The sequence below is a fragment of the Pseudoalteromonas sp. R3 genome, assembly GCF_004014715.1.
Lineage (GTDB): Bacteria > Pseudomonadota > Gammaproteobacteria > Enterobacterales > Alteromonadaceae > Pseudoalteromonas.
Genome location: NZ_CP034834.1, coordinates 649,850 through 663,564 on the forward strand (window position 1 = coordinate 649,850; position 13,715 = coordinate 663,564).

A 13,715-nucleotide genomic window follows, 5' to 3' on the forward strand; every position below is an offset into this window, starting at 1 on the left:
TATTCATCCTGTTCAGTGTAACCCTAAATACACTGCGGCCAGGATAAATAGAGCAACCCACAGTAATGGCCATAACCCGATATCATCGCTGCTTTTAAGCCTCGCTTGAGAGGGGTTAATGCCACCAATGTCTTCAACCTGGTCAAAGTCAAACTGGGCAATTGATAAAGGGCATCCGACATGAATTTTGCTATCGGCAGAGCCAGCTCCAAGTGCTACTTCTCTGAATGCCCTGACTTCAATCATAGTAAGCCCCCTTCTGTTTTTTCCATTGGGTGTATAACTGTTTTCGGAGTCAGTTTCAGAAATTTACCTTTGTAGAATGTGGAAAACGCATGTTGTAATATTTTTTCTCCAACATGGAAGTCGGAAAATAACAGCCTGGGATGAGAAAATGGGTTAATGACCTGAATGTCAGGTGACGTGAGCTCATTTGCCTCTTTACCAATGGCTGCAATCACTTTTTTGCCTGATTTTGTTGATTGTAATGCCAGTAAGGGGACATCCTCGTAAGTTTGCTTCGTTTTTATATCTGTGACTTTTAACTTGTCTTCCCAAATTTGCACATATAAAACAGGCGCAAACTTTTTTTGAATCCACTTCAACATATTGAAACCCTTTTAAAGCAGGGCTTCTATATTACCATCAAAACAGGTTTTATGGGTTGGGCTTTGAGTGAACAGCTGATCACCAGAGTTGCCTTTTTAAATGAGTGCTTATGTATCGTGTTGATAAAAGGAAAAAAATACTACATCCATACGAGCCCAAAAGAGGTTTATATAACCTAACCTCCACTAAAAATGTAAACAATGATGAATGACTGAAACAATAAAGCTTAAAATAGCAGACTGTTAATTTTTTTCTTTTCATATGGTTAGAACGAAGGTTTAGCCAATCAGGCTCGCCAGTCTGTCATAAGTTAATACAACAGAAGGCGTTGGTTCGATGAGAAGCCAAGTATTCACATGCTAAGGTATTTGCGGAAGTCGATATGATAAGTAGCTACAGGAGTGTCATATGCAAACAAAGAAAAACATAAAAATGATGATGTTTATTTGGGCTGAACGACTCCCGCTTATCTTGGCGTTGGTTATCGGCTTGTTGTCTACAGGACTGTATTACCTGGTACTGTTTGCCAGTATGGCTGATACTGAAAGCGCTCTGATCTGGCTGCTTGGATTTGGGGTTGGTGGTGCCAGTATTGGCTATCTGGCTGGCTTAAGTATCGCTAAGCAAGTATACGGTGAACAGCAGGGCACTGAGCCATCGATAACTGACGGCTATGAACAATCGAACAATGGTGATTAGCTCTGGATTGAATAAGTAAACCAGACACTCATGATGTCCTCGATAAATGAAGGGAATAGGATGAAAATAACAAGAAAAATAATGGCTTGTGCCTTTTTAAGCTTGCTTTCTCTGGGAGCCCAGGCGAAAGCTGACTGCGCAACCAATTGTCAGCTGAGCAAAGTAAACCAGTATTTTGATGCATTGGATACAGTCTCTTATAAAGGCTCTACCGTTGCGGATATTGATGCCCTGATTAACCTTATGCACGATGAGGTTAAGTACGAGCATATTGAATATCAGGCAAATTTTGATAAACCCGCCTGGCGACGCGCATTTTTACGCAACCTTGAAAGTGGCCGTTACGATAGTGCAACCAATCGTGAGATCCGGGTATTACGAACTATTCCGGGTAAAAATCACGTTGCTGTAGAGTATGCTTATGGTTTCAACCAGGCTGATGGCAGCTGGCAACAGCAAGAGCCGATGCTGGCCGTATTTGGTTTTAAAGAAGGCAAAATCAGCCTGATAAGGGAGCTGTGGTAGTGATAAGCGGCGTATCCGTGATGACGGATACGCCTGTCGTATGTTTATTACGTCAGATAATTAAAAATCATAGCTGATCCCGACATACGCTGTACGTGGCATGCCGGGTTGGATACGGGTTCGGCCAAAGCGCTCCTCGTTTTGCAGTGCATAGGTTTTGTCGGTGAGGTTGGCTATCCGGGCGTGAAGCTTTACACGCTTATTGAGCCGGTAGTTGGCCTTGAGGTTAAACACCGTATAACCCGAGTAAGTATCGGTATTTTCAACGCTCAGGTAGTAATCACCGATGCTTTTGGCTTCCGCAGTTAGTCTGAGTCCCTTAATGGTCTGACTAGTGTAGTTAAGCCTGAAGTTGGCAACATACTCCGGTGCCATGTGCAGGCTGTTACCCGACAAATCCTGCTCCATCGACTCGCCCGTCTCGCGGTGAACCCGTCCTTCATCACGAATGTAATGACGGAATTCATGATCAGACTGGCTGTAGGCCAGCGCGGCAGAAAATGCGCGGTTAAACTGGTAATTCAGGCCAAGCTCAAAGCCTTTATGTCTGACACTGGATGCATTGACCCGGTAAGAGGCGCCCAGGTCGCTGAATGCCGTAACAATGGCATCGTCCACATCCATTAAATAATATGCCAGTTCAATCGACAGCGCATCCAGGTTGGCCTTGTAGCCCAGCTCATAGGTATCGGACGTTTCTTCTTTCAGACTCCCCAGCTGTGCACTACTTTGGCGGCTTTTAAGGTGGTACATCTCAGGTGCTGTGGGTAATCGCATCGCGTTGGCAAAGCGTGCATATAGACTCGACTGCTCGTTAAGCAGATAGTTCAGGCTCAGCTTAGGGCTGAGGTGGCTGAAGGTATCCTTACGGGAATCGATAGAGCGATTGCCAAAGCCATCGTCTTTGTATTTCGGCAGTGCATTATCAAATTCGTATTGACTGTGGTCAAAGCGTGCACCCAGCGTATAACTGAGTGCATCGCTAAAATAGCCGATATGCTGGATGTAAGGTGACACGCTCTTGAAGGTGGTGGTGTCGTCGTAGAATACATGCCCTTGTGGGTAAGTTGCCGCTCCACGCCCATTGGTGGTTCGGGTGGTGGGCTGAAACGAATAGGTATCTCCGGAAGTATGTTCTAAATCGACGCCCAGTGTTGTTTCGGCACTGTTTTGGTGGGACCAGCTTGCCAGTGCCAACAGGCCGAATGTGGTGACTTCCGTTTCTTCTACCGGGAAATTGGGCTGCCAGGTAGCGAGGTGTTCCAACGTGCGATGACGCGCATAAGGAATAAGTGACACACTCAGGTTTTTATCCTCATACAGATATTCAGTACTAAGGCGTATATAATCCGTGGTTCTGCGCGGATCCAATCCGATCACCTCGTCAGGCAGGCCTGACTGAGAGGGATCCTGTTCAAATTGCTCTATGCTGAGTGTGGTCAGGATCTGCTGATCAAGCGATGAGGCAATCAGCGAGGTCGTCAGGCTTTGTTTGTCGTCCAGCTGATATTCATGGCGTACATCCAGCTCGGTTTTTTCAACGGCGTTATGCTCTCGCCAGCCGTCATTTTCCAGATAGGCCGCTGATACGCGCAAGCCACCCAGATTGTCATCCAGCCAGGTGGTGCTGCCATTTATACGTGAATAGCCATGCTCCCCAAGTGTCAGGCCCAGAGAATTTTTATCTGCTGAAACCGGCTTCGACAATACATTGACCGTGGCTGCTACCGCGCCTGCGCCATGCAAGCTAGTTCCTGCACCACGAAGGACTTCGAGGCGTGACAGACCAATGTTACTGCTGGTCCACCACAGCGCATTATGGGTATAAAAGGCAGCCGATTGCAGCGGGATATTATCCTGTAAATACAAAGTGTAGCCGTCAAAGTTAATGGGCATGCGCACGGCGGCGTTGTGTCCTTGTCCACCCGATAGTTGATTGATCAAAACGCCCGGTATCGTTTGCAGTGACTCGGAGATATGCTGCGCATTGTCGTCAGCAATGGTTTGCTCGGATACCTGACCGACACTCAGGGCCAGATCGGTATTGGCTTTGGCTGTACGGGTTGATGTAACCGTGATTTTTTCTATCTGGTCGATACCTACTGTATCAGCAGCAACCTGTGCTGAGTATGCCTGTAGCAAGGCTAACGTTAACGCAGAAACAGTCAAACCGGGTTTCATGAAGACCTCATTTTTCGTTCAGGGAGCTGGATGATAATCCTGCCATGGAAAAATGTACAAATTATGCGGTCAGTATATGGTGATGTTTTTATTATCGATCTTTGCCTGGCGGAGTAAACCAAGTCCTGCCACATGATATTCACTTGTATGGTTCAATGAGCTTATTCGCGATGCTGTAACTCACTGGCCAGTTGCTGTGCCTGAGTAATTTCATCGAGTGTCATACGCTGCTCCAGATATTGCCTGGTCCACTCAACACGACCATACACCTCACTGTCCTGGCGGGTTTGCAAAAAGTAATGGCTGTATGCAAGTGCCTGAATATAGTTTTGTCCGCCGGTGTCAGGGTCCAGATACTGATAGCCACGGATCAACTGTAAGGTCGCTTTCTCCCCACCCAGTATTGCGGCTTGTTCGGTCACCTGATATTTCTGTGCCGTGAATGCTTGCATACGAGCAACCTGTTCATCTCTGGTGAGTGTACGCAAACGCAGCGCCTGGTGTATTTCCGTCGGCGCGAGTAGCCATAGTGTATCGGCTGCTTTGTCAGAGCCCATTTTGGCTGCGTTTATTAGCTTCTCTACATAGTTTTCATCACGGTTGGTGTTGCTCAGACAGCCTTCATATCTGGTTTTCATGGTATCGATTATCTCGTGCACTTCATTGCGAGATAATGCCTCTTCGAACCATTGATTGAACGCTTCGTCGCTACGCGGTACGTTGCGACACTGGCGTATTTGCATGGCTTGTTTGAATAGTGCCTCGGCTGACTCGGTCTGCACCTGCTCGGGTTGTTGGCGTGTCGTGCTGACAATTGTATTCGTCAGGCCCCGGTGCTGAACGTGTTCGATAATGGGGGCTGCAACTTTGGTATTCTCGGTTTTATTCTGTTCTTTTGGGTAAAGGTACAGCGTACAAATAAAAAGACAAAGGCCTGTCAGCAGGCCAATATATAGACGGTGCATTAAAAGGGTCCCTGTTGATGAAAGGTGCCGCTTTATGAAGGCGGCACCCGAGATTAAAATCCGTTTTTAAGCACCAGGGCTCTGTCGACCACCTGGCCCTGATGGATCACTGTGTGGATTTTTTGGGTGTTCTGAATATCTTCTATCGGTGAGGCATCCAGGACCACAAAGCTTGCCTGAGCGCCGGTTTGCAGTGTGTTATCTATACCCAAGAAAGTCCCCGCTTTTGTTGTTGCTGCTGCCAGTGCTTGCCAGTTTGTCATACCTGCCTGAGTGAATTTCAGTATTTCTCTGTGTACAGAGTAACCCTGAATAGTGCCGTAGTTACCGGCGTCTGTGCCTGCTAAAACGGTTACACCGGCCTTCACTAACGCAGCCAGGTTGGCTGTTCTCTGGTCGTCGAGTTTGCGCCACTTGGCCTCCCGGTCGCCCCACTTCTTCATAGTTTGTTCGCTTTGGTAACCTGCGATAATGTCGGGAGTCGTCATAGCCTGAACCAGTTCGGAAGCAAGTACGGTCTTGTCGAACAGAAAATCCGTCAAGTCTGTGTGAACTGTCATAGTTGGGATCACCACCATCTTTGTTTTGGCTATTTTATCTGCCAACCCTGCCGGGATGGGTGTACCGGGAATGTGTGTAAAAGCACTTGCCCCTACCTCTATGGCATCACTGACCTCCTGCCAGGTTTTAAGGTGGACAATGGTTTTGATCCCCAACTGGTTGCTTTGCTGGACAATGGCAGAAAAGGTCGCTTTATCAATTGAGGGCTGGTCGTCACTGGGTTGATATACCACTTTAATAACGTCGGGTTTGGCTTTGGCCAGGCTTTGCACTTGAACTACGGCTTCTTCGGGGGTCGACATAGTGCGTGTTTCCAGGCCGTATTCTGTGCAATGGCCTTTTGGCGCGGTCAGACAAGATAAACTGCTGTAGATATCGGCACCCAAAAACGCACCTGTTCTTTGTTTTTGTCTTGCAGCTATCTGGCTTTGCTCATGGCCAAATAAGTCTACAAACCCAGTTACTCCGGTATAAAGTACACGTTGGGAGATCTTTTCAGTACCGGCAAAATCTGATTTAGCATGGGGAGCCCGATTGCCAAAAGCATGAACATGCATGTCGATCAGTCCCGGGATTAACCAACGGTTGTTCAGATTGAGTATTTGACCTTTAAAGTTGGCTGGAGGTACGGCGTATTCAGCGGCTATCTTGCCTTGCTCAATAAGCACGGCACCACGGCGGATCTTTTGTTTTTCGGTATCGACTATCTGAACCTGAGTGAGCAGCAGTGTATCTGGAGAAGAGATTGGGTTATCAGCTGCATAGCTAAATTGTGTTGTCGAGAGCATGAGCATGGCACCACTGAGTATGGCTGTCAGCTTTGTAACTATTGTTTTCATTATCTGGATCCTTGAGCTGAAAAAGTGTTTTTTATTAGTGTTATATCCAGCGTCATAGTGTGCCTATTTAGCAGATACCGTGCAACGTTAAATAGGCAGGGTTACGCAATGTAAAGGGGGTTGACGCCGCTTAAGAAGGCGCCAGAGCAGGTTCAATAAAACTTATTGTGATATTGTAAGATTTATTTTCGTCGCCCGGCTCTTATGTCTCCATGGTTGCCGATGACCCAGTATTTTTCGAACAATTGGGGTATAGATTGGTCGCACCGAAGAGCCAGGGCATGACTAAGAGGTTCCAGCCTCACAAATAAACTCAAGGGTCACTATGAAACAGAACATTGCGCACATCGCGCTGGTGGTCAACGACTACGACGAAGCGCTCGACTTTTATGTCGGTAAACTTAAGTTTGAGTTAATAGAAGATACCTATCAGGCGGAGCAAGATAAGCGCTGGGTAGTGGTGGCACCGCCTAATTCTCAGGGAGTTGCTTTATTACTTGCAAAAGCCTCTAAACCAGAACAAAAACGCTTTGTGGGCGACCAGGCGGGCGGTCGTGTGTTTTTGTTTTTAAGCACTGACGATTTTTGGCGGGACTATGAAGCGATGAAAGCTGAGGGGATTCAGTTTGTGCGAGAGCCCGCGACACAAGACTATGGCACGGTGGCCGTATTTGAGGACTTGTATGGGAATTTATGGGATCTGATCCAGTACTGCGATGACCACCCGATGTCTCGCAGGTGCTGCTAGTTTCAATAGCCATGCAACAAAGTGGATATAGGATCTGCAAACGATACTTACTGATGAGTTTTTATAAATAGAGTACACTCAAGCACTTATCCAGTGTCATATCTTTTGGAGTCATATAACAATGATAAAAGTGGATTACGCTCAGTATACTCTGGAAGAGCTTATGGAAGCTCGGCAGCATATAAGCGCCGATTCGGAAAATTACCCGGCTCTGATGGCAGAGATCAGCGCCCGACAGGAAAATACAAGCTCGTACGAACAACAGCAGGTGAAAGCGTCATTTCACAGTGCTGAAATGCGGGTGAAGGTCATAGGCTATATGCAGTTACTGGCTGCGCTGGTGATGACGGTTGGCCTGATAGTTGGCCTCTTTGAGTCGGGGTGGTCACTCATTAGTCTGCCCTTTATCATGCTCAGTGCAGCGGCGGGTTATACCGTCATCAGTGAGCAGGTAAGGTGGTACTGGCTATCCATATTGAATCAGGGATTACAGGTTGTCAGCTTCTCTTTTGGGGTACTTAACTATAAATATACCGGGCTGGGAGGTATCCAAATTGGTTTTACCTGGCTAACAGAGTTCAAATTGTCTTTTGGCATTTTGCTCTCTTCGACTGTGCGTGTTACGGGGCATGCAGAGGCGCTTGCAGAGAATGCTGTTCACATCGATGTGCTTGCTTTGGTGTTTATCGTTGCCCTGCTCACCTTGCGAGAGCGTCAGCAATAGCCTTGTTTTGATTTTTTAACGTGGCCGCTCGGCCACATAACCTGTCGATCTGATTGCTTTTTTATTCCTTAATAGTATTACTTATTCTCATTGTGAATATGTGATAGTATATCTTAATTGTGATGTGCGAGCTGTCGCCAGCAAAGATTGTGGTGTACTCAGCTTGTTGATTAAGAAAGGTAAATAGATGTTATTTGAGTTAGAAACCTATACCCGCCATGCTAAGTGGCTGGGCCTTGCTGCTATTGGGATATCCGTTCTTGCCTGGACGGTTGAGTTAATGGGAGCTGTTTATGTTTGTCCTTATTGTCGCGTGCAACGCACAGTCATTGGCCTGCTTGGCTTAATTTTGTTTACTGGGGCTGGGCGTCATTGGGTAGGTAAATATGCCGCACTGGTATTTGGTTTCTTTGGAGCGGTTGTTGCTGCGAATCAGCATTTTATGGGCTGGAAAAAGATTTCAGCTGGTAAGTTTGAATTTAATGAGACCCTGATCATTGATCCCTTCTTGCTGTCGGGCTTGGCGATGACGGCAATCATAGGTTTGGTCTGGCTGGCCACCACACAGAAAAAATAAGCGGCCAATTTAGGCTATACGCAAAACCAAACAATACAGCCCGAAGCATTGTGCTCCGGGCTGGATTGTTTTTAAGCCGGTTTTTCGTCCTTAATAACAGCAACCAGCAGTGCCGGTAAAAAGGTCAGGCTGAGTAGTGTTGAAACCAAAATACCACTGAGTACGATAATCCCCACACCGCGATACAGCTCGGTTCCTTCTCCTGGGATCAGTACCAGAGGTGCCAGACCGAAAATGGTGGTGGTCGTTGACATCAGTATTGGTCTGAGGCGTTTTGCAACGGCCTGCTGGACCGCTTCTTTGACCTTCATTCCCTGCTCCATCACATAACGACGAGTCTGATCGACAATCAGGATGGGGTTATTCACCACAGTGCCCAGTAAGATCAAAAAGCCCAGCATAGTGATCATATCAAATGGCTGATGGAAGGCACTGAGCCCTATGGCCGATAAGGTGCTGTTAATGCCATTAACGGTCACCAGTCCTAGCAGGCCTCCGGCCATACCTAAAGGCACGGTCGCCAGAATAAACAACGGATAGCGCCAATGGGTAAAAATGGCCACCAACAGCAGGTAGCTCAGTACCAGTGCTATAACAAAGTTGCCAGACAGAGATGCTTTTGTGGCTTCTAACTGATCCGCGGCACCACTGATGTTGACCTTAATACCCTGAGCAATCTTACCCTGTTGCCAGAGGTTAGGTAACAGCTGTTGACGCACTATCTGCTCGGCTGTTTCCAGCGCAACGTCTCTCGGCGGGATGATATACACGGTGACGGTCCGGTTACCATCAACACGACGCACGGAGTTGCTGTTCTTACTTTCAACCAGATCGGCCAGCGCATTGAGCGGTAGCACCTGCCCGTTAGGGGTGATGATAGGTGTTGTCGATAGCTGCTCTATGGTCTGGCGATTACCCGAGCCACTGAACAGGAACATGTCGACTTTATCATCGTTAAGAATGAATTCATCTACATATGCGCCATCACTCATGGCAGCCACGGCGTACCCAAAGTCTCTATTATCCAGCCCCAGCTCTGCCAGTCGTGCCCAGCGGGGTTGGATCTCGATGAGTGGCTGGTCGAGTGTCAGTGATCTGGGGTCGGAATTGATCTGCGGCTTATCAAATAGTTTATCCGCTTCGCCATAGACTGCTTCTGCCGCGCTATAGAGGTCCATGATGTTTGCACCGGCAATATCCACCGCGACGGCACGTGTACCGCCATCATTGCTGGAAATAATCGAGCCACGAGCAGAGAATGCACGCATGCCTTCGTAACTTCTGAACTTATCCGTAATGGCATTCATCATCTGATTGATATGCTCTGGTTCAACCGGCGCACTTAAGAACCAGATCCGCCCAACTGACACTGACATGGAGTAGTACTCCAGTGGTGGCATATCAGTCTTCCCCGCCAGAAAATCCGCGTTGTCTGCCTGCACAAAGCCATCAAAATAGCCGCGCAGTTCCGTACCAATTTTTTCCATCTCAGTCAGGTTGTAGTTCGGGGGGCAATCATCATAGAAAACGCCTTAGGCTCTTCACCTTCAGGCAAATATTCGGCAGCCGGCATCAGGGTTGTGGCCAGACCCATAATAACCACGATAAACGCAGCGCTGGCAATACGTGCCTGGGTGGTCGTGCGGGTAAATAGCTGTGATAACTTCAGCCAGTAGGCACTCAGCTCAACCTGGCGTTTTTCTTCCAGATCTTGCTGCTTACCAAAGTTTGCCAGTGCGACGGGCACCACAAAAATGGCCACAAGCATAGAGGCAATGATGGCACCAGAAATAGCAATCGCAATGTCTGAGTAGAGTTGGCCGGCTTCCTGTTGTACAAACAAAATCGGTGCGAAAACTAATACCGTTGTGGCGGTTGATGCCAGTACAGCAGGCCAGACTTCCTTCACGCCATTGATGGCCGCTAAGCGTCGGCTGATCCCCTCGCGTTTGGCCTGAACGATAGATTCTAACACCACTATGGTATTGTCCACCGTCATGCCGATGGCAAAGGCGACCCCGGCCAGGGAGATAACATTGATGGTGCGGCCAAAGCTCATCAGAGCAAAAAAGGCAGCGATGGTACATAATGGGATCCCCATCACACCAACCAGCGTCGCGCGGCCAGAACGCAGGAAGAAGTACATCACCAGAGTGGCCAGCAGCGCACCTAATGCCAGATTGGTCCATACGTTCTCCAGAGAGCTTTTTACATAGCGGACATCGTCGCTCAGTAATTTCAATTCCAGACCATTTTGCGCGAGCAGCTGTTGGTTAATTTCTTCAACCACTGGCAGCATCTGTTCTTTGATATCAAGTACGTTGGAGCCGCTTTCACGTCGCACCGACAGGCGCAAAGTACGTTCACCATTTGAATAGCTCACACCGCGAGTTTCGAAGTGGTCCAGCGTGACGCTGGCAACATCTTTGAGCAGTACATTGGCATTGCCATCACGCTTGATGATCAGGTTTTCCAGTTCATTGAGTTGTTCAAAGCGGCCAATCACACGCAGCAGGTAACGGCTTTCGCCACTTTCGATATCACCGCCAGAGGTATCGCGGTTACGGTCGCGGATCACGGTTCTGACGTCGCTCAGGCTGATGCCGCGCTGAGCCAGACGTGCTGCATCGACCTTAATCTGGATTTGTCGTTGTGCACCGCCGCCAATGCGTACTTCGGAAACGCCTGTGACGCTTTCCATACGTGGACGAATGTAATCTTCGGCGTAATCCCGCAGCAGATCCATGTCCAGTTGTAATGGATTGCCGGCTTGCGGTTTAAGCAGGAAGAACATAAAGGCGTTACTAGAAAAGGAGCTGGAAAACAGCCGTGGCTGGTCGACATTTTCCGGATAAGCAGGCACCTGGCTGAGTGCATTGTTTACCCGGATCAGGGCGTCGTTGACCTCAACACCAAAAGGAAATTCCAGCTCTATGGTGGCTTCGCCCATTTCGGCAAACGAGATCATGCGTTGCAGATTCGGTAAGCTGCGCAGGTAGCGCTCCTGTTCAATCAGGATCTCTTTTTCCACATCTTGCGGGGTTGCGCCGGGCCAGCCCGTTTGTACTGTAATGGTTCTGACTTCCAAATCAGGGATCATTTGTACAGGAATGTTCAAAGCTGATACCAGGCCCAAAATGGTGGTGATCAGCACCACCACGGCCACTAAGGTGCCGCGTTTTACCGCTGATTCTATCATTGTAGGTTCCCTGCCCTGGCGCTGATTTGCAGTTGTGTGCCTTCTTTTAACAGCTCGATACCAGTAGTGATCACCGACTCATTACCTGTCAGGCCGGTCACTGCAACATAGTCTGGTCGAGAAGCCGTGATGGTCACCATTTTTCGTTTGGCTGTGTTGTTGTCGGCAATAAACACGCTGCTGCCGCCATCCGGGTGCTGCTTAACGGCTTTTTTGGGGATCCATACAGCACCGTCTTGTGCACTCAGGAGCAGATCCGTCTGGGCCGACATGCCTGGCGTAAATTGAGCATGGACCGCCATGGTATCGGTCAAATCAATGTGTGCCGTAAAGGTCCGGCTGGATGGATCTGTGACGGCAACGATGCGACTGATCTCGGCTTTAATAGGCTTAGCAGCGTTGATATCGGGCGTAACCATAACTGGTAGTCTGGGCGTTGAGCGTAACAGGGGAAAGTACTCCTGCGGGACATTGATCACAATGCGTAAGTCTGATTCTGCAACCAGTGTAAAGAGCTGATTGCCCGGTGTGACCCACTCGCCCATATCCACAGAGCGTCGCCCTATTACGCCTGTAAAGGGGGCATACAGCGTATGACGGTTTAGTCTTTCTTGTGCCAGGGCAACCAGTGCCTGTTGTTTTACCTGTTCAGCCTTCGCGTTGGCCAGTGCTGCGGTGCGCTCACCAATCAGCGTTTGTGCCACACTTTGCTTTTTGGAGAGTGCTGCAACTTCATCAAGCAGGCGCTGTGCCTCGTTGACCGAAACCTTGGCTGCCTGCGCACCGGCCCTGGCCTGTGCCAGATTTAACTCTGCCAGTGTGGCATCCAGCTTTAGCAATGGATCGCCTTTGCTGACGGTGTCTCCTGCATCTACGAGCAAGGCCTGTACTAGTCCAGACTCCTGACTGGCCAGTTGTGCGTCGTGTCTGGCTTCGACTGAGCCGCTAAGGGTCATTACCCTGGGTTGCTTTGTGGCACTGGGTGTGTAAACCTCAACCTGTGTGGCTTGCGCTAGCCCCGAGTGTGAGTAAAGCAACATTGTGGTGATTAGCATGACGCTTGCGATTACGCGTGCGGAAATATGCATATAAGCCTCTAATGATAATAGTTTTCATTTAATTCTATGGGTCTTTTGACCAATAAGCATGCGATTTGCGACTAAACATGAGATTTTTGCTATTTATGGGATTACCAGGTAATCGCTGAACCATCATAGCTATAAAAGCCGCCACTGTCTGATGCCTGCTTACTGTAGATCAGGTCTATCAAACTCTCTGCCACAAAATCAGCAGTAAACAGCTTGCCTGCGGGCACATTTTTTTGGAAAGGGACTGACAAGGCGGTATCGGTTGTACCCGGATGGAATGACAATACACAGCAATTTGGCAGTTTATAACGCCATTCTATACTGATGGTTTTTAGTGCCATGTTCAGGGCGGCCTTGGCACTGCGATAGCTGATCCAGCCACCCAAATGGTTGTCGGAAATACTGCCAATGCGGGCTGACAGCGCAACAAAATAAGTCGGATGTTTTGCTTTGAGCGCTTTGGCAAAGTGTTTGGCTAACAGCAAAGTCGGCACTGTGTTTGCTTGCAAGTTTTCATTAAAAAAGCCGGGGTCGAATTCCTGTATGGACTTCTCTGGTAGTTTGTCGGGGGTATGCAGCAGCCCCGTGGCATTGATGAGTATATCGACCTGCTGAACCTGTTCTGCTAAGTCGCAGACGTCGCATTCCTGACTCGCATCGACCTTAATCCACTTTACATTGTTTAAGGTGATAGCTGGCTGTGTGGTTCTATATGTCGCATATACCTGAGTATCGGGCTGCATATTGGCAAAACGTTTAACCAGAGCCTGCCCTATTCCACCTGAACCGCCGACAATTAAGACTCTCACCCGTGCTCCTTTTTAAATACCTGTTTTGCTTTATGAGTGTATTAAACGGACTATATGACGGATTGGATCTGTCTATAGAGATCGGGTTTTTACTAACTCTATCTGAAAAGGGCTTTGAAACCCCGCTAGTTAGTTAATAGATCACATTTTTACTAACTTATGATTCCCTGTAGATCAAGATTTAACTAACT

12 protein-coding genes and 1 pseudogene are annotated in these 13,715 nt (G+C 48.3%); 5 read left to right on the plus strand and 8 right to left on the minus strand.

Going from position 1 to position 13,715, the window contains the following annotated elements; translation table 11 throughout:
- Nucleotides 1-12: 12 nt before the first annotated feature.
- Both ELR70_RS02305 and ELR70_RS02310 read right to left on the minus strand, forming a co-directional pair.
- Nucleotides 13-246 carry a hypothetical protein gene (locus ELR70_RS02305; protein ID WP_128064435.1) on the minus strand — a complete coding sequence of 78 codons (234 nt, stop codon included), beginning with the start codon at nt 244-246 and terminating at the stop codon, nt 13-15.
- Complete coding sequence (locus tag ELR70_RS02310) at nt 243-608, minus strand: rod shape-determining protein MreB (RefSeq protein WP_128064436.1); 366 nt, start codon at nt 606-608, stop codon at nt 243-245. The genes ELR70_RS02305 and ELR70_RS02310 overlap by 4 nt, the downstream gene beginning before the upstream one ends.
- A 409-nt stretch (nt 609-1,017) precedes the next feature.
- On the opposite strand from ELR70_RS02310, the gene ELR70_RS02315 reads away from it, so the two are divergent.
- Both ELR70_RS02315 and ELR70_RS02320 read left to right on the plus strand, forming a co-directional pair.
- Nucleotides 1,018-1,308, plus strand: a complete 291-nt coding sequence (locus ELR70_RS02315; protein ID WP_054016394.1) for a hypothetical protein — start codon at nt 1,018-1,020, stop codon at nt 1,306-1,308.
- 60 nt (nt 1,309-1,368) lie between these two features.
- On the plus strand, nt 1,369-1,833 hold the full coding sequence (locus ELR70_RS02320) for a nuclear transport factor 2 family protein (protein ID WP_235577121.1): 465 nt from the start codon (nt 1,369-1,371) through the stop codon (nt 1,831-1,833).
- A gap of 60 nt (nt 1,834-1,893) precedes the next feature.
- Here the strand turns inward: ELR70_RS02320 and ELR70_RS02325 are convergent, their stop codons facing one another.
- The 3 genes from ELR70_RS02325 to ELR70_RS02335 form a co-directional block, all read right to left on the minus strand.
- Nucleotides 1,894-4,014, minus strand: a complete 2,121-nt coding sequence (locus ELR70_RS02325) for a TonB-dependent receptor (RefSeq protein WP_054016392.1) — start codon at nt 4,012-4,014, stop codon at nt 1,894-1,896.
- A gap of 161 nt (nt 4,015-4,175) precedes the next feature.
- Entirely contained in the window at nt 4,176-4,979 is an 804-nt protein-coding gene (locus ELR70_RS02330; RefSeq protein WP_054016391.1) for a hypothetical protein, read from the minus strand.
- Between the two features lie 53 nt (nt 4,980-5,032).
- Nucleotides 5,033-6,379, minus strand: a complete 1,347-nt coding sequence (locus ELR70_RS02335; RefSeq protein ID WP_054016390.1) for an amidohydrolase family protein — start codon at nt 6,377-6,379, stop codon at nt 5,033-5,035.
- Between the two features lie 325 nt (nt 6,380-6,704).
- Between ELR70_RS02335 and ELR70_RS02345 the strand changes: the two genes are divergently transcribed.
- From ELR70_RS02345 to ELR70_RS02355, 3 genes are all read left to right on the plus strand, one after another.
- Nucleotides 6,705-7,127: a VOC family protein gene (locus ELR70_RS02345; RefSeq protein WP_054016389.1), complete on the plus strand. Its 423-nt coding sequence runs from the start codon at nt 6,705-6,707 to the stop codon at nt 7,125-7,127.
- Nucleotides 7,128-7,248: 121 nt separating this feature from the next.
- Nucleotides 7,249-7,851, plus strand: coding sequence for a hypothetical protein (locus ELR70_RS02350; RefSeq protein ID WP_054016388.1), 603 nt, complete (start codon nt 7,249-7,251; stop codon nt 7,849-7,851).
- 187 nt (nt 7,852-8,038) lie between these two features.
- Nucleotides 8,039-8,428: a disulfide bond formation protein B gene (locus tag ELR70_RS02355; protein ID WP_054016387.1), complete on the plus strand. Its 390-nt coding sequence runs from the start codon at nt 8,039-8,041 to the stop codon at nt 8,426-8,428.
- 71 nt (nt 8,429-8,499) lie between these two features.
- On the opposite strand, the pseudogene ELR70_RS02360 reads toward ELR70_RS02355, so the two are convergent.
- The 3 genes and pseudogenes from ELR70_RS02360 to ELR70_RS02370 all read right to left on the minus strand — a co-directional run bounded on the left by ELR70_RS02360 (nt 8,500) and on the right by ELR70_RS02370 (nt 13,524).
- A pseudogene (locus ELR70_RS02360) lies at nt 8,500-11,627 on the minus strand (efflux RND transporter permease subunit).
- Nucleotides 11,624-12,715: an efflux RND transporter periplasmic adaptor subunit gene (locus ELR70_RS02365; protein WP_054016385.1), complete on the minus strand. Its 1,092-nt coding sequence runs from the start codon at nt 12,713-12,715 to the stop codon at nt 11,624-11,626. The pseudogene ELR70_RS02360 and the gene ELR70_RS02365 overlap by 4 nt, the downstream one beginning before the upstream one ends.
- A gap of 101 nt (nt 12,716-12,816) precedes the next feature.
- Nucleotides 12,817-13,524 (minus strand): SDR family NAD(P)-dependent oxidoreductase, encoded by a 708-nt coding sequence (locus ELR70_RS02370; RefSeq protein WP_054016384.1) that lies wholly within the window; start codon nt 13,522-13,524, stop codon nt 12,817-12,819.
- Nucleotides 13,525-13,715 lie beyond the last annotated feature (191 nt).